Source organism: Pedobacter panaciterrae (assembly GCF_013204795.1).
Taxonomy (GTDB): Bacteria; Bacteroidota; Bacteroidia; order Sphingobacteriales; family Sphingobacteriaceae; genus Pedobacter; species Pedobacter panaciterrae.
The window spans coordinates 347,886-372,705 of record NZ_JABMKW010000018.1 but is presented as its reverse complement, the minus strand read 5'-3'; the positions used below and the strand labels follow the sequence as shown (position 1 = coordinate 372,705).

Sequence of the window (24,820 nt, the reverse complement as noted above, 5' to 3'; positions counted from 1 at the left end):
TTGATAGTTTAGAATATTTTTTATAATCTTGAGGTGAGAGCGTTAATTTAGGAGGCGGCGACTGTCCATTAATTTAGGCAGCGCCGCTTCTTTTTTCATTAAAGGAGCTCTAAAAGATCATTGTTGAAAGAAAACCTTATAAATGAATGATTGTAGAACACTTTCAGACGCTGAGCTTGTAGATCTCCTGAGGGCAGGGGACCATCATTCATTTACCGAGATTTATAAGCGGTACAATAGCCTGCTTTACATCTATGCGTATAAAAAGCTTCAGGACAGCGAAAGTGCCAAAGATATTATCCAGGAGATATATGTCCATTTATGGAATTCCAGGAGTAATTTAAATATTCAGACTACACTTTCTGGCTACCTTTACAAGGCTGTTTTAAATCGTGTACTTAATGTTTTTCGGCATGTGGCCATCACTCAGGAATACATCTCATCATTCAAAGAAGTTACAGACAATGCAGCTGCTCAAACGGACTATCGCATTAGGGAAAAAGATCTTAAATCATTAATTGAAAAAGAGATCAACAACCTGCCAGAAAAAATGCGCGAAATATTTCAATTGAGACGCCAGGAATATTTAAGTAACAAAGAAATAGCAGATCGCTTAAATATCTCCGAACATACGGTAGCTACTCAAATTAAAAGGGCGTTGAAAACACTTCGGGGAAAACTTGGACTGTTCCTTTTTATATATGCTTTTTTAACAGGGATGTTGAAATAATATTTTTTTTCCCTTCGTGTACCCGATTCCTAATTCTGAGGTGTCTTTGTTATGATTATCTTAAAAAACGCATAGGGTAGATTATGAACGATGAACAAGTAAAGGACTTATTGGAGAGATTTCAGGCCGGGACATGCTCCGATCGGGAACTTGAAAAAGTGCGTTACTGGCTGCACAAATTCCGTGAGGATGAGCAGTCCGGTTTATCACAGATTGATCTGGAGACTATCGATGATCAGATGTGGCAACCTATTCTAAAAGCTACTAAGCCAGAAACGGCCAGAATGATAAGCTGGCCATTAGGGGTTGCAGTTTCAGCAGCATCGATCATCGTCCTGGGTGTTTTTATTTATTTCTTCACTAAAGACACTTCGAATAAAACATATGTAAATGACATTGATCCGGGAAAGAATACCGCCGTACTCATTTTGAGCGATGGTAAAAAGATCAATTTGTTAAATGCTAAAATTGGTTTGCTGGCCCTACAATCTACCACTCAAATTACAAAAACCAAGGAAGGAGAAATTATTTATACCTCTCGACATGAGCTGCCCCCGTTACAGAACGGGGGCAAAAGCTCATATTCTGAAATTTCAAATACCATTCGAACGCCACGTGGCGGACAATATAAGCTCTCGTTGCCGGACGGCACGAAAGTATGGCTAAACGCCGCTTCATCTCTAACATATCCGATTTCTTTTCGTTGGCTTAAAGAGCGTAGAATAGAGCTGAACGGCGAAGCCTACTTTGAAGTTGCTAAAGATAAATTGCATCCATTTTTAGTACAAAGTAAAACACAAACTGTAAAAGTACTTGGAACACGGTTTAATATCAGCGCCTATTCTGATGACCAGTTTACAAATACAACGTTGCTTGAAGGTAGTGTTCAGGTTAACCAGATTACACTTAAACCCGGACAACAGGCTGTGAATTCAGGAACGGCGATTAAAGTGAATGTTGTGGACCCCAATGATGTTATTGCGTGGAAAGAAGGAGAATTTTCTTTTAGAAACGAACCTCTTCAAAATATCATGAAGAAAATATCAAGATGGTACAACATGGATGTTGTTTATCAAAATAAAGAAGCCGGCAAACAGATTTTTGGCGGTACCATATCCAAATATGGAAAAATCTCACAGATACTTCACGTCCTGGAGTTAACTGGTGATGTAAAATTCAGGGTAGAAGGAAAAACAATCATCGTGTTATAGTGTCTACTATCAGCGAGATGTACAATCGTTACAGTCAATTTAGTTATAGGGTATAAATAGCCGTTATTTGGTTTTTTAAGCTTTCATGAATGTCTATAAATCCCGTGTTTTTACTTAACATCACTTATTCTCTCGTTTGTTTGGAAGTTCTCAGGTTTTTAGGACGAGATTCTTAAGTGCTAAATGCTTCAAATATTTTGAAGATTCGGCAAAAATATAGTATTTAGCTTTTACATATCTTTTTAGTTTTATTAAATATACTATGCTACTGTTCTAAGAACAATAGTTTCTATAAAATTAATTTAAATAGTTTATTTTAAAATTTTGAGTTAAAAATCAAAATTTTGATGATTCTGAGTTCAAAAAAATATTTCTGTCTTCCTTATGAAATTTGATGTTTATCCACATCATAACTAAAAGACAGAACTATGGCAACCTTAAGCATTCCTCAAAATGGCGAGGCCTTAAAAGGAAAAAACAGAACCCGAAAAGCAGTTCCCTCCGTAGACCTTACCGCAATGGTAGATCTGGCATTTCTTTTAATAACCTTTTTCATGCTCACAACTTCCTTATCTAAGTCGCAGGCCATGGATATAGCCAAGCCGATTATCGATATCCCTGATCAGCCTTATCCTGCGTCAAGAACGCTAACGGTTCTTTTGGGTAAGGATAATAGCATTGTCTGGTATAAAGGTGAGACGAAGAAAGCAACTCCACATCGTGTAAGTTTTAAAATGATAGGCAGTGTTTTAGCTCAAAATAAAAAGGAAATAGCAAAGTTGCATGAAAATGATCCGGTCAAGTTTATGATAGTTATTATTAAACCCACCGAAGGATCTACATATAAGAATTTTGTAGACGTACTGGATGAAATGAGTATCGCAGATGTGAAATCTTATCTGATTGATGACAATAGTCTGGCCAGTCAGGAACAAGGATTTATAGAAAGGTAACCGTTCTAAGGTTAAAAATACCGATATGACTCGGCTGCTACTTTTTGGTATTCATTCCGGTATTGATTAGGTTGTTTTCCTATAACTTTTTTAAATTGTTTATTAAAGTTAGAGAGCGTTTGAAAGCCGCATTCGTAACCAATCTGGTCAATATTCATTTTTCCTTCCTTGAGTAATTTGCAGGCAGATTCAATTCGGATCTCTTTAAGAAAATCTGAAAATGATTTATTCACACGCGCCTTAAAATATCTGCTAAAGGATGTACGGGTCATATTTATTAAGGAGGCAACCTCCTCCGCACTAATGGTATGTTTGAAATTCCTCATTACGTGCCCATATACCTTGTTCATTCTGGTAGTCTCCGCTTCAGTATTAGATGAAATCAAATAATTATGGGTAACAAAATGATAGTCGTTTGATTTAGCAAGTACATTTAATATTTTAAGCAATTGAATAACGCCATCCATGCCATCTAATTCTAACAGCTCACGCATCATTTTACTTACAACAACCTTTGTTTTCCCAATAATTTCTAGTCCCCGTTCAGATTTTTGAAATAGCCTGTCGATTTGGCCCATTTCATCTTTTAACCGCAATGCTTCTCCAAAAAAATCTTTATGGAAGTATACCACAATAACCCTGGTTGATAGTGTACTGTCCTTTTCGAAATATTTGTTTTCATTTCTCCATACATGGGGAAGGTGCGGGCCAATAAGTACCATATCCATAGCCTTAAATGAGGTGATGTTATTACCTACAAAACGGCTTCCTTCGCCTTCCAGAACACAGTTTAATTGAAATTCGGGATGTGAGTGAAACGTAGGATCAAAGTAGGGGGCATAAATTTCTTTAACCACATACACTTTAGATTGTGAAATAGGCGATTTGGGAATAACGTGCGTCATTTTATTAAAATTATCTTAAATATTGGCTATATGGAAATTTTAGGATACAATATAGTCATTATTAGATAACAAGTGCCAATGATTCCAGCGCAATAAAATTTAAACTTGTATTAACCAAAACCAAATATAGACGATTGTAAAATAGAACGACGCGATTCCGGAATCCCGCAACTATCTAGAAAATCAGAACATGACGCCATAAGTTAATTTATGGGCGCGGTAATTTTTATTAGTCATTAATTAAAGAAAGGAGATAAGCCATAGTAGTATGAGCATTAAATATGTCGATTTCAGTTATTTAACCTAAACTTAATCAAACTTAATATAAGATGAAAAAATTAATACTCAAGAGATTTGTTCTATTTGAGCAAGCTTTGCTAAGAAAACATTATCATGTTTTTCTTTTACTGATTACCCTTGTTTTATTGTCCCGGGAGTCTGTGCATGCACAACAAAAGACCATTACTGGTACCGTAACTTTTCAACAAAAACCACTAACCGGGGTGAGCGTTAAGTTAAAAGGGGCCAATACAGGTATGAGTACAAATGAACAGGGCAAGTACACCGTTTCCTTACCAACGGGAAGAGGCGTATTGGTATTCACCTATATCGGATTTCTTACAAAAGAAGTTATCGTGGAGGGTAGCACCACAATTAACGTAGAATTGGAAGAGGATAAACAACAGTTAACCGAAGTTGTTGTAACGGGATATGGCACCCAAAAAAGAGAATCAATAACAGGAGCCATTTCAACGGTTACCAGTAAAGATCTGGAAAAAGTACATGGCGGATCGCAAGTAAGTACAGGATTGGCTGGGAAATTACCGGGTGTTACCTTTCGTATGCCTGATGGGAGACCAGGAGGTGGGGCTACCATTCAGGTAAGAAACATGGGGAATCCATTGTTTGTAATTGATGGGATCCAGCAGGATAAACGACAGTTCGACAATCTTGCGCCAAGTGATATAGAAAGCATTACCGTTTTAAAGGATGCTTCTGCAGCTGTTTATGGTGTACGTGCTGCGAATGGTGTAGTGGTTGTTACCACAAAAAGAGGAAGCAGAGGGGAAAAGAATGTAATAAATATCGATACCTATGCCGGCTTTCAGAATTGGAGCAGGTTTCCTGATGTAGTGAACGATTCATACGAATGGTATTTAGGCAAAGCTGATGCGGAGATGAACAACGGAGGGACAACTACCGTTACCAAAGAGGAATTAGCCAAATACAAGGAAGGCACCGCTCCGGGTTATCAAAGTTTTAACTGGAAAGACTTTATTGTACAGAAAAATGCGCCGTTGTATCAGCAGGCTATTAATGCTACAGGTGGTTCTGATAGAATAAACTATTATTTTTCTGGTACAAATATGTTCCAATATTCTGTATTAGGACGCGAGTTTACATATGGGCGTAAAAACATCAATGCCAATATGGATGCCAATATTACAGATAGGTTAAAGGTTGGGATTGGGATAAATGGATGGAACGAAGTGAGAGATAATCCCGGAATACCCGGAGGTGATGACTATAATTTACCAAGAGCTGCCATCTTATGGAACAGGCCCTGGGAACGTCCGTATGCCAATGACAATCCGGATTATATAAATGATATTGGCCACAATGAATCCAATTGGGCTTATAACAATAAAAAATACGGTGGATATTCGAATGATAGAAGACGTTACGGATCGGCCAGGTTTAATGCCCAATATCAAATCCCATACATAAAGGGACTTGTTGCACAGGGATCTTATTCTTACGGACTCGAAGATCGCCTGCACGATGGTCATGAGTATACTTACAAAACGTATACCTATAATCCTACCGACGATACTTATAAAGCAACCGGAGGTAGTATCAATCCATGGCGGGAGCGTAGGACTCAGAAGATAGAAAAGAATAACTATCAGGTTGGATTAAACTACAACAATACGTTTGGTAAACATACAGTAGGAGGGCTTCTCATTTCTGAAAGATATGATGTAAGGGACAAAGAAGTATTTGTTCATGCCGTGCCAGCAACAAATGTGCTTCCGCTTATCTATTTTAACACTACGGATACTTACAATGATCGCGATGATCAGCAAGCCCGTATCGGATACATTGGAAAGATAAACTACAATTATGCGAATAAGTACTACCTGGAGTTTTCAGGCAGGAGGGACGCTTCATGGAAATTTGCTCCGGATAAAAGAGTAGGATTTTTCCCTTCTGTATCTGGTGGATGGAGAATTACTGAAGAGAAATTCATGAAATCACTGTTAGGTGAAAACAGTAAGCTGAACGATTTGAAAATCCGTGCTTCTTACGGTGTACTTGGAGATGATGATAACGGGATATTACCAACTGATTATCTTGCCGGCTATAATTATAATCAGAATGGCTATGGCATTCTTGATGGAAATCCAATTATAGGTTCAAGAGATAAAGGTAAGCCCATCTTAAATATTTCCTGGTTTAAAAGTAAGATCCTGGACATAGGTGCCGATTTTACCATGTTTAACAATAAATTGATTGGAAGTGTCGACTATTTTAAAAGATTGCGAACAGGACTTAGAGGCACCAAATATGATATCGTTTTACCTAGCGAGATTGGCTTTAACCTAAGCGACGAAAATATAAATAAAGACGAGCAGGCCGGGGGTGAGATTTCACTTGCTTACAATGGATCGGCTGGTGCAGTTACTTTTAGCGTTGGTGGAAATGTTGGATACGCACGTAGTAAGTTCACCGCTTCTTACAAACCGATATTTTTTAACTCATGGGATCAGTACCGTAATTCTGCCGAGGGTAGATACAAGAACCTTTTTTGGGCATATGATGTAGTAGGCCAGTTTCAATCACAGGAAGAAATAAATAACTATCCGATAAATATTGACGGACAGGGTAATAAGACCCTATTACCGGGCGACTTGATTTATAAGGACCTTAATGGTGATGGAAAAATTGATGGATATGATGAGCGCCCGTTAGGTTATGGAAGAAGCGCCGACGGAACCAACCAGCCAATTATCAATGGTGGGTTTAATTTTAGCGTAGCATGGAAGGGATTTGATTTTGCTGCTGATTTTTCAATCGGATCTATGTACAGCTATAATCAGGAAAACGAAATCAGAAGAGGGTTTTCATATAATTCAGGTGCATTAAATACCATTTTAACTGACAGATGGAGAAGAGCTGATGCTTTTGATTTAAATAGTGAATGGATACCAGGTAAATATCCTGCATTAAGATTTAACGTCAATTCAGCCAGTTCGGTAAATAAAAACTCTATTTTTTGGTTGCATAATGTAACGGCCATTCGTGCCAGAACACTGGAGCTTGGTTATTCCTTACCTAAATCACTAATAGGAAAAATAAACATCCAAAAGGCACGCCTGTTTGTAAATGGCTATAACCTATTTTCTATTGATAACCTAAGCAAGTACAAGGTTGACTCGGAAGTTCAGGATACAAATGGTTTACAGTACCCACAAAATTCATTTGTTAACATGGGCATTAACCTCACTTTATAACAGTTTTTAATTGAACTAACATGAAAAATAAATTTATAATAGCAATAGCCACCTTATTCGTTTTTAGTTTGGGGTGCAAAAGCGATTCAGATTATTTGGATATAAAGCCTACTCAGGTATTAAGTCCTGAACTGGCCTTTAGTGACCCTACACAGGTGCTATCTATCCTGGCAGATCTTTACAATCGTCAGTACGATTATCCAAGGTTAACTGAGTGGGTTACTTTTGGTGACTTTAATGAGTCATTTTATTCTGAAAATGGACAATATAACAATTACCATGGTAACAGTACCTGGGGCTTTAGGGGATACAGAGGGCCAGATGTTGGCGGCAGGGCAACGTACTTCTGGACACCATGGGATTATACTTATATCCGCGAACTTAACTTGTTTATGGAGCGCTGTGCAACAGCTACTGCACTGGACGCAGCAACCAAGGCGTCTTATATTGCTGAAGCCAGGTTTTTAAGGGCAAGTTATTATTTCACCTTAACCCAGTATTATGGAGGCGTGCCTATCATTCTCAATTCATTAGAGTTTAATGGGACTGATGTTACTTCTTTGCAATATCCAAGGGCAAAGGAATCGGAAATGTATGACTTTGTAATTAAGGAGGCAGAGGAATTAAAACTGTTGCTTCCTGCAAATAGCAATACTAAAGCCCGTGCTACCAAAGGTGCTGCATTGGCTATGGAATCAAGAGCTGCTTTATATGCTGCTTCTATTGCAAAATACGGCGCAACAACTCCTTCCGTTTCGCTCTCAGGTGGCGAGGTAGGTATTCCGGCAGGTATGGCAAATGCTTATTATACCACTGCCTTGAAAGCTGCTGAAGAAATCATCAGTGGCTCAGCGGGAGCTTATTCACTATACAAAAAGCAACCCGGAAATCTTTCTGAAAACTTTGCTGCCATATTTTATGATAAAACACAAAATAATGAGGTGATATGGGTTGACGATTATGCATTAAAATTCAAAAGACATGGATTTACGCAAGTAAATCAGCCTCGTTTTGGTGCTGAAGAAGAAGAAGGTGGCCGTATAAATCCATCCCTTAATTTGGTTCAGTCATTTGAAAAGTTAGATAATACATTCGCCCCTTTAGCTACCAATGACGCTAACGGTGATTATGTTTATTATACCAATCAACAGGACATATTTGCCGGCAGAGATGCCCGTTTGGGTGGCACGGTAATCATCCCGGGCTCAAGCTTTAAAGCCAGACCAGTTGACATTTGGGCTGGAGTGCAACTAGCAAACGGAACGGTAATCAGTGGAGGTGAGCGCGGTGCTCAAAAGGTATTACCTGGTAAAACGGTACCGGAACAGGTTGTTGGCTTTGATGGGCCAATTAACGGAATTGGTAATACTGCTCAAACCGGTTTCTATATCCGGAAATATCAGGACCCTGCTATTGGCTCGGGTCAGCGTGGGGTAGGAAGTGCCGTTTGGTTGGTAAGATATCGTTATGCTGAAATCTTATTGAATGCAGCCGAGGCAGCCTTTGAGCTAGGACAATCTTCGGTTGCTGCGGGGTACATGAATCAGGTACGGGCCAGGGCCGGATTAGTTGTTCCTTTAACCGGTGGCGATATCACTTTTGATCGGATTGTGCATGAGCGTAGAGTGGAATTTGCTTTTGAAGGACAATATTTCTTTGACCTTAAAAGGTTTAGAATTGCCCACCAGGTATTTGATGGGGTTGCTTTAAATAAAACAGATCTTTTAAGTAATCTTTCTAAAGCGACAAAACGCAGTACTCAACCTTACAGTTTGTTGCCATATAAATATTATGCTCCGGGATCACCAAATAATGGTAAGTGGATTTACAAAGTGGATTTATCAAACATTGTTACTGCAAGCGACAACTGGCAATTGGGTAATTATTATAGTGAGATTGAGCCCGATATCCTCACAAGAAATCCAAAACTAGTTAAACAACCTAATCAATAAGTATTATTTATAAATCTTATAATTATGAAAATTAAATTTCATTATATACTGTTTTTCGCACTCAGTACCGTTATTCTGTCTTGTAAGAAGGATAATTTTGATGCGCCTAAGGCTGCTTTAACCGGACGTATAGTTTATCAGGGGGAGCCACTGAATTTTGAGTATAATAAGGTGAGCTACGAGTTATATCAATCGGGCTTTGGTAAAACCGGTGCCATAGGCAGTATATTCACGCCTGAAGGGGCGTTTTCACACCTGCTTTTTGATGGGCTTTACAAAATGGTTGTTCCGATTGGACAAGGCCCCTTTGTTTGGAAACAAACCGGTGGCAAGCCCGATTCAATTGCAATAACTTTAAAAGGAAACACCAATATGGATATTGAGGTAATGCCTTACTATATGATAAGGACACCTCAGCTTACTTATTCAAGTGGAAGTGTTACCGGAACATTTAAGTTAGAACAAATTGTAAAGGATGCAAATGCTAAAACAATAGAACGCGTAACGCTTTATATCAGCAAAACACGATTTGCGGATTCCCAAACCAATGTTGCTACAACCAACTTAGCCGGGTCTGCAATTACCGACCTGAATAATGTGAGTTTAAGTGTTACTGTGCCAACATTAGTCCCTACTCAAAATTATGTGTTTGCCAGCATTGGGGTCAAATTTTCGGGTGTTGACGATATGATTTTTGCACCTGTAAAGAAATTAACTTTTTAATATTTTTTTAAGTTAAACCAGCTCCCTTTTCTTATTGGGAGCTGGTTTGACAAAGTTTAAAAAGATGATTTTAGCTAAATCAGTATCTTTTAACTAAATAATCTTAACACACATGAGAAAAACATTTTTTTTATTGCTGTTTAGCGCATTTTTATTCCAAAACTGCTCCAACAAAACACGAGTAAGTGGAGCAGTTCAGGGATTAACAAGTTCTGCTAAAGAAGCACCCCGAAGGGCAGAAATTTTATTCCTGGGGAACCTCAGTACACATCACGATTCAGGTAAATATGCGCCCTGGCTGGCCATTGAACTTTTTAAAAGTGGCATTAACCTTACTTATACTACAGACCTGAAGGATCTGAATACAGAAAACCTAAGCAAATATGATGGGTTGATTATCTATGCTAACCACGATACGATATCCGTTTCACAAGAGCAGGCTTTGAAGGACTTTGTTGAAAATGGTAAAGGTCTGATTCCACTACATTCGGCTTCAGGTTGTTTTAAAAATTCCGAATGGTATATAAAGGCAATTGGGGGTCAGTTTGCATCACATGGTAACGGATCATTTACTGCGCAAATCTCAAATCCTTCGCATCAGGTAATGAAAAATATTACCGCATTTACCACTACAGATGAAACCTATGTTCATCAAAAACTAAATCCTGATATCGTTGTATTAACCGAACGTACCGAAGGGGCAAGAAAAGAGCCATACACCTGGGTACGGAATGAGGGAAAAGGAAGGGTTTTTTACACCGCTTACGGACATGATGATGCAACCTGGAAGAACGGAAATTTCTTGAAATTGGTAAGGAACGGAGTCTTATGGGCTGTTGGCGATAAAGTAGAAGATCAGATTGCAAGATTAGAAATTCCTAATATGAGCATTTATCCGGATACAATAGCTGATTTTACAGCAAGGCACATAGTTCCTAAAATACAGGAAGGGTTAACTCCGGAAGAATCTTTGAAATTAATACAGGTTCCGGTAGATTTTGACATTAAGCTTTTTGCTGCGGAACCAGATATCACCAATCCTATTGCAATGGCATGGGATGAAAAAGGACGACTTTGGATAGTGGAATCTGTAGATTATCCAAATACTTTTATTGAAACAGATGGTGCGGCAAATGACCGGATAAAAATTTGTGAAGACACAGATGGAGATGGTAAAGCGGATAAGTTTACCGTTTTTGCAGACAGTTTAAATATTCCAACAAGTATTGTTTTTGCTAATGATGGAGTGATCATTTCGCAAGCACCGAACATGGTGTTTTTGAAAGACACCAATGGTGATGATAAGGCTGATGTTCATGAAATAGTATCAACCGGATGGGGTAAAAATGACACCCATGCAGGTCCTTCAAACTTGCTATATGGTTTTGATAATAAAATTTGGGGGGTCGTGGGCTTCTCGGGTTTCAATGGGCAAATAGAGGGAGTTAATACCCGTTTTGGGCAGGGTGTTTATCGGTTTAAGCCGGATGGAAAAGATTTCGAATACCTCGCGCCAACAAGTAATAATACCTGGGGGCTGGGCTTCTCGGAAGATAACAATGTTTTTATATCTACCGCTAACAATACACACAGCGCATTTTATTCTATGCCTGCTTCTTACACCAAAAGGACACTTCCTGGTTTAAATCTAAATGCAGTTCAGAAAATTGATGGCCACTATGATGTGCATGCCATGACCCCTAACCTGCGACAAGTAGATGTGGTTGGCGGATTTACTGCAGCTGCTGGTCACCATTTATATACTGCCAGAAATTTCCCAAAAAATTACTGGAACCGCATTGCCTTTATATCTGAACCTACGGTGAAATTAATCCATAATGCAATCATTGAGCCGGATGGAGCAGGATTTATAGAAAAAGATGGATGGAATTTCCTGGCAAGCTCCGACGAATGGGTTGGTCCGGTGCAGGCAGAAGTTGGTCCGGATGGTGCGGTATGGGTGGCCGATTGGTATAATTTTGTTATTCAACACAACACATTTGTTCCCAGACAATCGCCTACGGAGTTTATTCTGCCACTTACTTTAGCAGATCAAAAACTAGGACAGGGAAATGCATTGATCAGCAATTTAAGAGATCTTGATCGGGGTAGGATATATCGTGTGATATATAAAAAGGCTAAGCCATATACTCCAATATCATTATCTAAGAATGATACACCCGGATTGCTTGCCGCATTAGAAAGCGACAATATGTTTTGGCGAATAACGGCTCAACGTTTACTGGTAGAGAAAAAAGATCAGAGTGCTATTCCTGCATTGTTAAAGTTGGTAAGCGATCAAAAAGCAGATGAAATTGGGCTTAATGGATCGGCTGTTAATGCATTGTGGACATTAAATGGCATGGGCGTATTGGACGGTAAAAACGCTGAAGCTACGAAAGTTGTAGTGCAGGCCTTATCTAGCCCTGTGGCTGGAGTAAGAAAAGCTGCAATAGAAGTATTACCTAAAAACAACCATACGATACATCTAATGCAAAGCAGTGGTATTCTTAACGACCAAAATTTAAATACAAGAATGGCTGCAATTTTAACACTTGCCGCTTTACCCGAATCACAAGAAACTGCGAAGATCATTTATGAAGCCAGTTTTGAAGCGGAAAATGAAAAAGACCAGTGGCTCTCGCAAGCACTGTTTGCAGCAGCTTTGAAGAATAGAGAAGGTTTTTTGTCAGTTTCAAAAGAAAGTGGTAAAAAAGTTAGTGACTCAAGTCTTACCTGGCGCCTGGTAAATGCGGTTAGTCAGGAAGTTTATGTGCTGGATAGGGGTAGCAGCACACAGTTGTCGCCTGATGTTGCCGGAAAGGAAATTCATTTCAAGGCGACTGTAACCAAGGCTAGAAACAGTGAATTTAATGGTGCCATTATGGCTCAGGGAAATAAGGATAATGGATATTGCTTATTTATTGAATCAGGGAATCTGAATATGGTGGTTAACCAAAACGGTAAATCATATACAGCAGTAACGAAAGATTCAGTACCGAACAGATCTTTTGATGTGATTGCCAGTTTGGAGACAGGTGGTATGATTACACTGGAAATAAATGGCAGAAAAGTAGCCGATGCAAAAGCTTCCGGGCTCTTTAAAAATGCACTTAAGGGCAGCTTGCGCTTTGTTGGAGATAAAGAAAGTGAGGACCAGAAACCATTTTATAATGGAATGTTGCCACTAAAAGGGGAAACAAGAAATGCATCACTTGAATTAAAAAAAGCAGAACCCTCAGGAAGTAAAAAGGCAGCGACCGCAACTACAATTAAAAATGATGGTTCTAAACCTGTGCTGATTAAAATCAAAGTGGTAAAGGACCTGATGCAATTTGATAAAAATCTCTTTACAGTAAAAGCGGGGCAGAAACTGATTTTTGAATTGGAAAATCCGGATGGTATGCAGCATAATATGCTTATTATTAAACCCGGTACCTTACAAAAGGTAGGGAAAGCTGCAGATGATATGCTTCGTGATCCGCAGGCTGCCCAAAAGAATTATGTGCCTGTTATGCCCGAAGTTTTGCATGCCACTAAACTTTTGAACACGGGGGATGTAGTAACTTTTGATTTTACAGTGCCAGATGTCACTGGCGACTATCCTTTTCTTTGCACGTTTCCTGGTCACTGGAGAGGAATGAATGGTATTATGAGAGTAGTTAAGTAATTTAAAATAAACTTTTTGATATGAAATGGAATGTAATTTTTTTGGCTTCGCTTTTTATCCTGGTATTATCGTTGAGTAGTTGTGGGGTAAATTCTCCGGCCAATGCTCAGAAAAAAACCAAAGCAATACGTACGCTGATGGTAGGTGGGGGTGCTTCCCATGATTTCGACAAATGGTATAAAGAAGTCGATACAAAAACCTTAGCGCAAGACGGGCTTGCTACTGTGACCTATACAAGTGATGTGAGCAGTATTCTTTCTAAACTGCCCGATATTGATGTTCTATTCTTAACGAACAACCAGCCAATGGAAGATCCTGAACTGAGGAAAGCCATTTTTGCCTTTGTTAACGCTGGTAAGGGCCTGGTGCTTGCTCATGCTGCACTGTGGTACAACTGGAAAGACTGGCCCGAATATAATGTTCAGCTGGTAAGTGGTGGATCAAAAGGTCATGATAAATATGGCTCATTTGAAGTGAATGTTGTTGATGCAAAACATCCTGTAACAAAGGGGGTAGACCAGAAGTTTAGCCTGAAAGATGAACGCTACTACTATAAAGTGGATGCTGCGGGGCCGGGAATAAAGATTTTAGCGAATTCTAGTGTGGAAGGATCTACCGCTATTTATCCTTCTGTATTTGTTGTCAATCATCCGAAAGCCCGGATTGTTGGGATCGCATTAGGTCATGATGCAGAATCGCACGATTTACCTGTTTATCATACGCTTATCCGGAATGCCATTAAGTGGGTGAGCCATAAATAATATTGTTGAACTTTTTAATAACTGTTAATATCTAAATTAAATAATCACATGAGTCAAAAGAAAATTACCGTAATTATTGTAGGGATGGGTTTTGGTAAAGAGTTTATTCCAATCTATCAGAACCACCCTGATGTTAAAGCCGTAGGGATTTGTACCCGCAATCAGGACACTATTGATGAGCTTGCCACTAAATTTAATTTGGATAGGGATCTTTGCTTTACAAATTATGAGGATGTTCCTTTAAGAGAAGACGTTGATGCCATCCATATCGTAACTCCTGTTCCTGAGCATGCTAAAATGACGCTCGCATCACTCAACGCCAATAAACATACTGCATGTACCATTCCTATGGCGATGACGGTTGAGGATTGTACGGCGATAGTTGAAGCTAAAAGAAAGGCTAACAAAGTGTACATGATGATGGAGACGGCGCTATATACCAGAGAGTTCCTTTATGGGCTGAAACTGGCAGAAAATGGTGATCTGGGTCGGATTCAGTTTGTTAGAGGTTCCCATATTCAGGACATGAGTATGGATGGATGGGGCGAGTACTGGAAAGGCTATCCGCCAATGCTTAATGGAACGCATGCCATCTCTCCTTTGTTAAGGATCAATAACACCAAAGCTGAATCTGTTGTATGTCATGGTTCAGGAAGGCTAAGCGATGATCTGACCAGCAGATATGGATCTCCGTTTGCAGTGGAAACCGCAACATTTAAGTTAAAAAACTCGGATGTAGTAGCAGAAGCTACGCGTTCTTTATTTGATGTGGTACGCCAATACCGTGAAAGTTATGATGTATATGGTACGAAAATGTCATTCGAATGGGAACAGTTGCAGGATGAAGAACACATCGTGTTTGATGGGGGTGAAAATGCGCGCAGGATAAGCGTACCTGATACCGATGAACAGCTAATTCCTGAGATTGCGAATTTCACAAAAAGAGAAAAAATAGATGATCCGAATCATGTTTCATTTTTACAGGGAGCAGGACATGGTGGCTCACATCCTCATTTGGTTCAGGAATTTGTTGCTGCTATAATGGAAGGTAGAGATTCAGCAGTTGATGCTGCACTGGCAGCCAATTATACTTGTGCAGGCATCTGTGCGCATGAGTCTGCAATGAAAGGTGGTACGCGTATCAATATACCTGATTTCGAAATCTAATTAAAACTTTAATTTATCCCTTATGAAATTTGGAGTAAGTACATTCCTTTGGAAATCACCCTTTACTTCTCATTCCTTTGATCTTGTTCATAAGATCAAAGGAATGGGATTTGACATCATAGAAGTAGCAGTTGAACAACAAGAATTAATTGATTGGGTTAGATTAAAAGAGCTCATAAAAGAAACCGGATTACAGGCTACTGTTAGTGGTGCATTTGGTGCCGAACGCGATATTTCCAGCGAGGATCCACGAATAAGGGCGCAAGGTCTCAAATATATTACTGATTGCATTAAAATAGCGGAGCATTTAGGGAGCCCTATTTTTGGTGGCCCGGTATATTCTGCAGTTGGAAAAACCCGTTTTATAACCGAGGAACAAAAAAAAAGAGAAAGAAGCTGGTGCGTTGAAAATCTGGTTAAAATTGGTGAAGTAGCAGCCGACTATGGGGTGGTGGTGGGGGTAGAGCCATTAAATCGGTTTGAAACGGATATGATCAATACTGCCGATCAGGCTATTTCCTTAGTTAGTGAGGTAGGCAGTCCCAATGTCAAAATACAATTAGACACTTTCCATTGCAATATTGAAGAAAAGAATATTCCTGATACGATAAGGAAATTGGGTAAGGATCTATTGTGTCATATCCAGGCAAATGAAAGTGACAGGGGAACTCCCGGAACTGGTAACCTTGATTGGATTGGCATTAAGGAGGCATTGACTGAAATTGGCTATGAAAAAGCTATTGTGATAGAAACTTTTGGTGAGGTGTCGGAAGAGATTGCAAGAGCGGCCTCTATATGGCGGCCCCTGGCGAATAGTTCAGATGATCTTGCGATAGACGGTCTTGCTTTTTATAAAAGGCTATTTTCTTAGTTCAATAGAGGCTATCCTTTTTGGATAGCCTCATTAACTAACATTAATTAATACCCTGGTGTTGGAATCAAATTAGTGTTGTTCCTCAACTCCCTGCTAGGGATTGGGAACAGCAGTTCTCTTTGGGTTAAAACCGGGCCATAGGAGAATTTATGGCCAACATAATTATCAAATCCTTTGGTGCTCACATTAAATGCTTTACGGAGACGTGCCATATCGAACCAGGTCACATTTTCAAAGCACAATTCATACCAGCGTTCGCGCCAAATCGCTTCCCGTAATTGATCTTTGGATAAGCCAGTTAATTTTGGCAATTGTGCCCTTGTCCTTATCAGATTAACTTCGTCATATATTTTGGTACTTGGGCCATTTACTTCATTTGCAGCTTCAGCATATATCAATAGCACCTCGGCATATCTGAGAAGTGACCAATTAAGATCGCTATTGGCCGTGCTTGTATGTGCCGCTACATCAAAAATTTTGTAAATAAAGTATCCTCCCAGATCTACTACCAGATTTCTGTTGTCCTGATTGGTAAACTTGGTGAAAAAGAACTGACCTTCTTTTGCACGCAGATCTGCCGGATCATATGATTTTACAAAGTCAGCTGTGGCATAAATACCTCCGGTTTCGGCAGAGTATGCTGAAATATTTTTATTATAAGGGATGATCAATTCCTGCCAGTTTGCCGGAATGATCTGTGTCTTATACTGAATCATAAAAATATTCTCTTCAATATTTTTCTTAGCCGGGTTGTGTAAATCTCCGTAAGTATTGAACAGCTTAAATTGTTTGGAGTCGATTACTTCCTCTGATTTTTTTGCTGCCAAATCGAAATATTCAGCTCCTTTCTGTAATGGGTAGCCAGCCATGGTAAGGTATACTTTGGCCAGTAATGATTTTACTGCTCCTAAGCTTACTCTTCCTGTAACATCAACCCATGCCAGGCCTGCAGCTTCTGCTGTTTTTAAATCTTCCACAATCAATTTGTAGACATCATCCGGAGCTGCTTGTTTTGGTCTCAATTGATCCGATTTCAAATCAACGGGCTCTGTTATCAGCGGAATATTACCAAACATCTGAACTAAATTGAAATAATACCAGGCGCGTAAAAAATGAGCCTCGCCAAGTAATTTTTTGGCTTCTGCAGCATCCATTGCGATGGATGGTATCTTTGCTATTGAAAGGTTGGCATTACCTATGCCCTTATAGTAATTTTGCCAATAATTTAATCCATAGCTGTTATCGGCAGTATTTTGCAGATCCTTTACAAAATAGCTGTCAACAGCCTGCCCTAAATCAGTAGCAGCCTGCCCGGTAGCAAATTCAGTCATTGTCCAGGGGCCGCCGCCAAAGCCGCTACTCATCGGATCACGCATGCTTGCATAGATCGCATTTACAGAACTTCTTGCATGTTCTGGTTTAGTAAAATAATTTTCTACCGTAAAATTGCTGGGATCCGATTCATCTAGAAATTTGGTACAGCTGGTAAACCCCAAAGTGTAAACCGTTAATACCAGGAATCCATATTTTTTTATTATTGTTTTCATTTTTCTTTCTTAAGAAGGTTTGTATTAAACTATAGCCCGATATTAAGCCCAACCATAAATACCCTTGGCTTTGGGTAATCATATAATGTTAAGCCCTGATCGAAGGGTGCTCCTGAGTTGGAAACTTCCGGATCATAACCTTTATATTTAGTAGCTACAAAAAAGTTCTGAACGGAACCATATATCCTTAGGCGATTCAGTTTTAATGAAGCAGCTGTTGCTGATGGAAAGGAATATGCAAGTAATAAATTGCGCCCACGGATAAATGATCCATCAGTTACTTTATGACTATCATTGTTTGTGGTATAATAGGCATTAATTGGTCTGATTTGGGCAATTGAGGTATTTTGATTGGTTTCTGTCCAGGCATTTAACACGGTTTTGTAACTGTTGGCAATGCCTTGTCTGTCTTCCGCTGAATGGATGCTTCTATCCAGTACATCATTGCCATACATATACTGAAGGTCTACGGTTAATGACCATGCCTTGTATTGGAAAGTATTTAAGAACGTGCCAAACCCATCTGGGATACCTTTTCCTATTATAGTCCTGTCCAGATCGTTTATTCTGCCATCGTTGTTTAGGTCCTTATATTTTACATCACCTGGCAGCATATTGTATTTCTTTGCTTCTGCGGCTTCATTGGTCCCCCAGGTTCCCAGGTGTACCCTTCCAAAGAAAGAGCCAACAGGTTCGCCTACTCTAATTACTCCATTTCCTGAAAATATATCGCCACTGGCCAGGGCAAGAACTTTGTTCTTGTTCACGGAAATATTGAAGGTTGTACTCCAGGAGAAATCGTCTGTTTTGATGTTCGTGGAGTTTACACTAAATTCAATACCCTTGTTTTCCATACTTCCAACATTAGAGAAGATGCTGGGATACCCGCTGCTTAGTGGTAAAGGGGCTTCTAGTAACATGCCATTAACCTTTCTGCGATACAGATCGAGTTCGAAATTTAACCTGTTGGAGAATAAGCCGACCTCAAGCCCGAAATCAATTTGTTTCGTTTTTTCCCATTGTAAGGTAGGATTGGCCATGCGGTTGGTGCCTATGCCGATATTTCGGGTTCCATCGAAAATTACGTTATAATTACCCATGCCTGCAAGTGCTCTGTATGCCGGAATTTCAGAATTTCCGGTAGCGCCGTAACTGGCACGAATCTTCAGGTTTGAAATGCTGGGAATATTCTTCATGAAGTCTTCTTCGATTACTCTCCAGGCAAGTGCGGCCGAAGGAAAGAAGGCATACTGGTTTTCGGTCCCAAACTTAGAAGACCCGTCTGCCCGACCCGTAAAAGTTATTAAATACCTGTTGTTCAGGCTGTAATTTATGCGGGCAAAATATGAATTCAGCCCGTAAGCCTGGCCATTGGAGGAAGGAGCCTGAGGGCTAGATCCTGCACCCAGGTTATTGTACAGAAAATACGAGTCATCGAAACCCTGAGTGTTTGCTTGATTTTCAAAACGATCAATATGCTGCCAGGATAGACCTGCCATAGCGCTTATGGAGTGTATTTTCGCAAATTGCTTGTTATAGGTTAAGTAATTCTCGAATTGCCATGAGTTGTACCTGTTGTTATTTACCCGGGCGTCTCCATTGTCAGAAATGTATTGCATCCCTTTGGCTGCAAAATAATCCTCTCTCTGATTAATGATGTTAGTACCAATTGTTGATTTGAACTCCAATCCGGGAGCCAGATTAATGGCCGCATACATATTGCCGAGCAAAGTTTGGGTGCGCAAAAAATATAACCTATCGGCAGCTACACGAAGAGGGCTGTCGCCACCTTCCATTCCCGGATAGTCTCTGTTGCTTGCCCATGATCCATCGGCATATTTTACAGGAATAATCGGTAAGGCCTCTAATACCTGACGCATCATGGTTATTCCTCCTCCATCGAGCTGATCAACTTGTTTGTCATTTTGATCTGTATAACCCATTGTTCCACCTACTTTTAGCCAACTCTTTATCTGGCTATCAAATACAAAGCGGCCGGCATATCTTTTTTGCCATGAGCCACGTGCGAGCCCCTCCTGATTGCGATAGTTTAAAAAAGCGCCAAAGCTGCTTCTTTCATTACCATCGGCAAAGCCAAGCTGATGATTTTGTGTAAACGCTTTTTGGAATGCTTCATCCTGCCAATCTGTATCATATAATGGGTTGCCTTGTGAATCAAACAATTTTGGATTGTTACGCTTGGTCTTAGGGTCTGTGTATTTTGTTCCTGTTGCCCACCCTACGGGATCATATTTTTTGGCGTTTGCATAGGCTAAATCCTCTACTGCTAAAAATTCTTTCGAATTGAGCACTTCAAGTTTTTTAGGTAGTACACCTAAACTAAAGTCTGATTCATAGGTTACATTCCCTCCATTGGAAGATCCACGTTTAGTGGTAACCATGATTACACCATTGGCTCCACGTGCTCCGTAAATTGCTGTTGATGAGGCATCTTTTAATACTTCGATAGAGGCGATATCGCTAGGGTTTATGTAATCGATCGGGGAACTCCCGTTTTTCAGATCTACAGCATTGAGTATAACTCCATCAATCACATATAAAGGATTATTAGACACACTTAATGAACTTGCGCCCCGAATGCGGATGCTGGCCCGGCCGCCTGGTCTGCCGGAATTGGAGGATACATTTACGCCTGACACGCGACCCGATAAGCTTTGATTAAGAGACGAGGCCGGACGCTCCTGAAGCGTTTCTGCTTTTACTGTACCTACTGCTCCGGTTAGATCCGATTTTTTTGCGGTTCCGTACCCTACAACAACAACCTCATCTAAACCTTGCAATTGTGGCACTAACTTAATTGACATGTTTCCGGAAGTAACCTTTACCTCTTGAGTGGTATAGCCGACATAGGAAACAATCAAAATCGCCTCGTCGGTTAAACCCTTTATGCTGAAATTGCCGTCATTATCAGTTGTTGTAGTTTGTCCTGTACTTTTTACTTTAATGCTGACTCCGGGAATTCCAACACCCTTTTCATCCAGGATTTTTCCTTTTGCATCGATGGGGGGGATGCGTAGGTAAGCAGGATTTTTTTTTAGATAGTTTGCATGTAGTTGCATCGTTGTCGCCAGGAACAGAACTGTTAACAGGCAAATAATTTTTTGGCGCAAAGCCACACCCTTGGGTGTCAAAGTTAAAAACTGGTTCATATTTGGGATGATTTAGTTAACTAGCAGATACCTTTTAAGTTATTTTTGTACCTGTTTCTTCTCCGATCTGAGCTGCTTGATACGCATCCAGATTTTTAAAAGAAATAGATTTTAATAAAAGATATGATGCTATTACTATGAAAGTATAGTAAAGTTCAGTTGGATTGTTAACTTATTTTTGCAAATCATTAAGCTATTTTGCCATGTAATTTATCTGGCAATTGCCTTTCCCGATTACCTTAATGTATATGCCTTCAGGCCCTGTTGGCTAATGCCGAATATCAGTTTGTTATTGGTTTGTACTACGCTTCTCACATCTCCTTTTATATTAAAACCGGATTTTTGCTGAGAGATGTAGGTAAAACCGCCTTTACCGTTGCCTTTAAGAAGCAAGCCATAATTGGCGTCGTATTTTCCGAATCTGAGTCGTGCACGGCTAATGTTACCACATAACAACAAATCTTTATTGCCATCCTTATCGTAATCAATGGCGGTAACGGTAAACACAGGCGAAAATTGAGCCTCGATGGGCAAGTCCAATTCTTTGAATTTGCCTTTCCCATTATTAATAAAGGCTGTGGTTTTTAAATGATTGGCTTTTAGCCTTGATACACCGTTTAATTCCTCTTTCGTGAATATGTCTTTCATTGATGCATCAGCATAACTTTTATAATCCGGAAAACGGGTGCGCATGATGCTCATCTGGTCAAGCATTTCATCCCTGGTTACGTAGGGGTAGCTTTTTCCCTGAATGTAAAAGCATAATATGGGGTCAACTGATCCATTGTCGTCAAAATCTTTGTAATACATTTCTGCGGGTTCCTGTTCTGTTGCCTTGCATTGTGTATTCAAGCCGGTATTTCCAATCACTATATCCGGCAAGCCATCATTGTTTAGATCATCAACCAGTAATTTATTCCACCATCCTGAAAAGGGTTTATCAAAATAATCAGTGGTTTTATCAATCAATTTTCCATTATTACTAATTAATACGGTAACAGGCATCCACTCTCCTACAACAATTAAATCCTGTTTTTTATCGCCATTCAAATCCACCCATGCTGCATCTGTGATCATTCCTGCTTTTTGTAATTGCGGCGCTATGGTTTCAACTTGATCTTTGAAATTTCCCTTCCCATCGTTAATCAGTAAATAGCTCGCTGGTGTTTCTGGATAACGACCTGGGACTACTCTTCCTCCTATAAATAAATCTGGATGACCATCTTGATTAAAATCTGTGACGCGGACACAACTCTTGCTACTTAGCATTTTAGGTAGCGCATTAACTGCTTGCCTAAAATTACCTTTGCCATCATTTAAGTATAGCCGGTCTTGCAGTGATGGGTCTGCTGGAGTATAACTGTCATAGCCCCCGCTGCATACATAAAGATCGATAAAACCATCTTTGTTGGCATCAAAAAAAACTGCATCTGCATCCTCACTTTTTATGCTGGAAGCAAAAGCTGCCTGAGGTTTTTTAACAAATTCGCCATTCTTTTTTTGAATAAAAAGCACAGCGGTTTGCCCCTGAGTTCCGCCGATATAAATATCTTCTAAACCGTCGCCGTTTATATCTGCTTTGGCTATACACGGCCCGGAAAATGACATAGGATTTATTAATAATGGTTGTCGCTTAAAATCGTTGGTTGATTTTTTTTGCTGTTGGAATGCTATAGGCGATTTAACCTCTTTAAATATAGAAGGAACAAGCTGCGGAGCTTTATATATTAGTTTTGCGTTTGTTTCTAACAAGGGTATTTGCTGGTTTGCTTTTATACCTGAGATCACCTCTTGTTTTCCACTTGTCCAAACTATTCGAAGAGAGTCAATGGAATTAGCATCCCCTAAGCCAAAATGCAAAATCGGGGAAACACTTGATTGATAGCCGCGAGATGGCATTTGTTCAAGATACTGTTGTTTGTTTTTGTTATAGATCCATATCTTTGCCCCAATACCCTGAGTATTTTGTCCGGATCCTTGCAGTTTTACTTTGAGAAATTGATTTTTCGCTTTTTTGTCTGATTTGTTTTCATAAACAAACGCCGCCAGGTTGATGTTGTTAACTACCAGATCCAAATCCCCATCGTTATCCAAATCAGCATATGCTGCCCCATTGCTATTCGAAGGAATGTTTAATCCCCATTCCATCACTTTATTGGTAAATGAGAGGTTTCCATTATTCTTGTAAATGTAGTTGTTAACATTGGATGCCGGCATCGCGTGAATCAGATCTAACAGACTCGCTTTTATTTGACTTGGATCGGTGCTACGCAAGAAATCTCCTTTGAACTTCAGAAAGTCCATGTTGGTATAGTCCCTCATATAGCCATTAGATATAAAAAGGTCTTTCCAGCCGTCATTGTCGTAATCTGCAAACAATGCTGCCCAACTCCAATCTGTATTTGAAATGCCCGACAGCTGGCCCGTTTCACTAAATGTGCCGTTCCCATTATTTAATTGAAGCATATTGCGCATATCCTGGTAGTGGAAGCCAAGACGCAGGCGTAAATCATAATATTCATAATTGTCAGGAGAAAAAAGCAACTTCTGCCTGCGATTGTCTTCCGGAAGCATATCTAAGGTAAAAATATCAGAAAGGCCATCATTGTTAATGTCTGCAATATCATTACCCATCGAATATAAAGAGGTGTGACCGATTTGGGATTGAATTTGATTTGTGAAAGTGCCATTCCCGTTATTCATGTACAAATAATCGGGAGCCGAATAGTCATTTGAAATGTAAATGTCGGGATAACCATCATTGTTCAGGTCACTTACTCCGGCACCTAAACCATAGGTAAAAGAGGAATTATATATGCCAGCCTGATCAGAAACGTCCTTGAATTTTTTATTTTCATTTTTATATAGTTTAATCCTAATGGTTGGTGCAGGCTCTTTTAAGATTAGAGGGGCAGATATTTCATCAAGGGTAGTAAAAACTTTCGGATTATGGTTTAACAGGAGCATATCAAGATCGTTATCTTTGTCATAATCAAAAAAAACGGCCTGGGTACTATATGCGGTATCTGCAAGTCCATACGCTGCAGCCTCGTTCTTGAATATCGGGATTCCCTGATCGTTGATTCCCTGATTGATCAGCAAGCTATTGGATCTGTTTTTTGCTGGTAACGCCCCGGAGTAACACTGATAAATGTCTAATCTTCCATCACCATTAACATCTGCCATGGTAACTCCTGTTTTCCAGGAAAGGCCCACTTCAGTTATGCCGGCTTTATCAGTAATATCCTCAAACTGCATGTTCCCTTTATTAAGATATAGTTTGGCTTTTGTCATGTTCCCCGAGAAATAAATGTCATCGAGACCATCATTATTTAAATCGCCGATTGCAACACCTCCACCATTATAGAAGTACTGATAAGATATAATGTTTGCTCTCTCGTTCTCAATGATTGTATTATTGAAATCGATATGTGTTTGATCTGAGGAAAGTAGAGAAAAGAGTTTATTTGTGTCAGCCTCAATGCTCGTTTTTTTATCATTATTTACACAGGATGTAAATGAAAATAGGCTGAGAAGCGCTATGCTCAGGTGCAGTTTAGAGGTTAAAGAAGACATTTGGTTAAGAAGTTTGGTTTAATTCTTCTTGAAGATAACAACTTTATTTCAATGTATCATCTTTTT

At 39.6% G+C, this 24,820-nt stretch carries 14 protein-coding genes; 10 read left to right on the top strand and 4 right to left on the bottom strand.

Annotated elements, in window-relative coordinates; genetic code table 11:
* Positions 1-142 precede the first annotated feature (142 nt).
* The 3 genes from HQN86_RS17285 to HQN86_RS17275 all read left to right on the top strand — a co-directional run bounded on the left by HQN86_RS17285 (position 143) and on the right by HQN86_RS17275 (position 2,894).
* Positions 143-730, top strand: coding sequence for an RNA polymerase sigma factor (locus tag HQN86_RS17285; RefSeq protein ID WP_172662167.1), 588 nt, complete (start codon positions 143-145; stop codon positions 728-730).
* 83 nt (positions 731-813) lie between these two features.
* Positions 814-1,941, top strand: a complete 1,128-nt coding sequence (locus HQN86_RS17280; RefSeq protein ID WP_172662166.1) for a FecR family protein — start codon at positions 814-816, stop codon at positions 1,939-1,941.
* Between the two features lie 428 nt (positions 1,942-2,369).
* Entirely contained in the window at positions 2,370-2,894 is a 525-nt protein-coding gene (locus HQN86_RS17275; RefSeq protein ID WP_172662165.1) for an ExbD/TolR family protein, read from the top strand.
* An 11-nt stretch (positions 2,895-2,905) separates the two neighbouring features.
* Here the strand turns inward: HQN86_RS17275 and HQN86_RS17270 are convergent, their stop codons facing one another.
* On the bottom strand, positions 2,906-3,799 hold the full coding sequence (locus tag HQN86_RS17270; RefSeq protein ID WP_172662164.1) for an AraC family transcriptional regulator: 894 nt from the start codon (positions 3,797-3,799) through the stop codon (positions 2,906-2,908).
* 329 nt (positions 3,800-4,128) lie between these two features.
* Between HQN86_RS17270 and HQN86_RS17265 the strand changes: the two genes are divergently transcribed.
* The 7 genes from HQN86_RS17265 (at position 4,129) to HQN86_RS17235 (ending at position 16,458) form a co-directional block, all read left to right on the top strand.
* Positions 4,129-7,314: a SusC/RagA family TonB-linked outer membrane protein gene (locus HQN86_RS17265; RefSeq protein ID WP_172662163.1), complete on the top strand. Its 3,186-nt coding sequence runs from the start codon at positions 4,129-4,131 to the stop codon at positions 7,312-7,314.
* Between the two features lie 20 nt (positions 7,315-7,334).
* The gene (locus tag HQN86_RS17260) at positions 7,335-9,266 is read left to right on the top strand and encodes a RagB/SusD family nutrient uptake outer membrane protein (RefSeq protein ID WP_172662162.1); all 1,932 of its coding nucleotides are present in this window, start codon (positions 7,335-7,337) and stop codon (positions 9,264-9,266) included.
* Between the two features lie 24 nt (positions 9,267-9,290).
* Positions 9,291-9,989, top strand: coding sequence for a DUF3823 domain-containing protein (locus tag HQN86_RS17255; protein WP_172662161.1), 699 nt, complete (start codon positions 9,291-9,293; stop codon positions 9,987-9,989).
* A 112-nt stretch (positions 9,990-10,101) separates the two neighbouring features.
* Entirely contained in the window at positions 10,102-13,659 is a 3,558-nt protein-coding gene (locus HQN86_RS17250) for a PVC-type heme-binding CxxCH protein (protein ID WP_172662160.1), read from the top strand.
* Between the two features lie 20 nt (positions 13,660-13,679).
* Complete coding sequence (locus tag HQN86_RS17245; RefSeq protein ID WP_172662159.1) at positions 13,680-14,420, top strand: ThuA domain-containing protein; 741 nt, start codon at positions 13,680-13,682, stop codon at positions 14,418-14,420.
* Positions 14,421-14,468: 48 nt separating this feature from the next.
* The gene (locus HQN86_RS17240; protein WP_172662158.1) at positions 14,469-15,587 is read left to right on the top strand and encodes a Gfo/Idh/MocA family protein; all 1,119 of its coding nucleotides are present in this window, start codon (positions 14,469-14,471) and stop codon (positions 15,585-15,587) included.
* Between the two features lie 22 nt (positions 15,588-15,609).
* Positions 15,610-16,458 (top strand): sugar phosphate isomerase/epimerase family protein, encoded by an 849-nt coding sequence (locus tag HQN86_RS17235; RefSeq protein WP_172662157.1) that lies wholly within the window; start codon positions 15,610-15,612, stop codon positions 16,456-16,458.
* 47 nt (positions 16,459-16,505) lie between these two features.
* On the opposite strand, the gene HQN86_RS17230 is transcribed toward HQN86_RS17235, so the two are convergent.
* The 3 genes from HQN86_RS17230 to HQN86_RS17220 form a co-directional block, all read right to left on the bottom strand.
* On the bottom strand, positions 16,506-18,008 hold the full coding sequence (locus HQN86_RS17230) for a RagB/SusD family nutrient uptake outer membrane protein (RefSeq protein ID WP_172662156.1): 1,503 nt from the start codon (positions 18,006-18,008) through the stop codon (positions 16,506-16,508).
* Positions 18,009-18,037: 29 nt separating this feature from the next.
* Positions 18,038-21,178 carry a SusC/RagA family TonB-linked outer membrane protein gene (locus tag HQN86_RS17225; protein ID WP_172662155.1) on the bottom strand — a complete coding sequence of 1,047 codons (3,141 nt, stop codon included), beginning with the start codon at positions 21,176-21,178 and terminating at the stop codon, positions 18,038-18,040.
* 234 nt (positions 21,179-21,412) lie between these two features.
* Positions 21,413-24,754, bottom strand: a complete 3,342-nt coding sequence (locus HQN86_RS17220; RefSeq protein WP_172662154.1) for a VCBS repeat-containing protein — start codon at positions 24,752-24,754, stop codon at positions 21,413-21,415.
* Positions 24,755-24,820 lie beyond the last annotated feature (66 nt).

What these genes read in the sequence shown, in the direction of transcription:
- HQN86_RS17255 (WP_172662161.1), top strand. Translation starts at nt 9,291, where the DNA reads ATGAAAATTAAATTTCATTATATACTGTTTTTCGCACTCAGTACCGTT.
- HQN86_RS17275 (WP_172662165.1), top strand. Translation starts at nt 2,370, where the DNA reads ATGGCAACCTTAAGCATTCCTCAAAATGGCGAGGCCTTAAAAGGAAAA.
- HQN86_RS17220 (WP_172662154.1), bottom strand. Translation starts at nt 24,754, where the DNA reads ATGTCTTCTTTAACCTCTAAACTGCACCTGAGCATAGCGCTTCTCAGC.
- HQN86_RS17245 (WP_172662159.1), top strand. Translation starts at nt 13,680, where the DNA reads ATGAAATGGAATGTAATTTTTTTGGCTTCGCTTTTTATCCTGGTATTA.
- HQN86_RS17230 (WP_172662156.1), bottom strand. Translation starts at nt 18,008, where the DNA reads ATGAAAACAATAATAAAAAAATATGGATTCCTGGTATTAACGGTTTAC.
- HQN86_RS17260 (WP_172662162.1), top strand. Translation starts at nt 7,335, where the DNA reads ATGAAAAATAAATTTATAATAGCAATAGCCACCTTATTCGTTTTTAGT.
- HQN86_RS17235 (WP_172662157.1), top strand. Translation starts at nt 15,610, where the DNA reads ATGAAATTTGGAGTAAGTACATTCCTTTGGAAATCACCCTTTACTTCT.
- HQN86_RS17280 (WP_172662166.1), top strand. Translation starts at nt 814, where the DNA reads ATGAACGATGAACAAGTAAAGGACTTATTGGAGAGATTTCAGGCCGGG.
- HQN86_RS17285 (WP_172662167.1), top strand. Translation starts at nt 143, where the DNA reads ATGAATGATTGTAGAACACTTTCAGACGCTGAGCTTGTAGATCTCCTG.
- HQN86_RS17240 (WP_172662158.1), top strand. Translation starts at nt 14,469, where the DNA reads ATGAGTCAAAAGAAAATTACCGTAATTATTGTAGGGATGGGTTTTGGT.
- HQN86_RS17265 (WP_172662163.1), top strand. Translation starts at nt 4,129, where the DNA reads ATGAAAAAATTAATACTCAAGAGATTTGTTCTATTTGAGCAAGCTTTG.
- HQN86_RS17225 (WP_172662155.1), bottom strand. Translation starts at nt 21,178, where the DNA reads ATGAACCAGTTTTTAACTTTGACACCCAAGGGTGTGGCTTTGCGCCAA.
- HQN86_RS17270 (WP_172662164.1), bottom strand. Translation starts at nt 3,799, where the DNA reads ATGACGCACGTTATTCCCAAATCGCCTATTTCACAATCTAAAGTGTAT.
- HQN86_RS17250 (WP_172662160.1), top strand. Translation starts at nt 10,102, where the DNA reads ATGAGAAAAACATTTTTTTTATTGCTGTTTAGCGCATTTTTATTCCAA.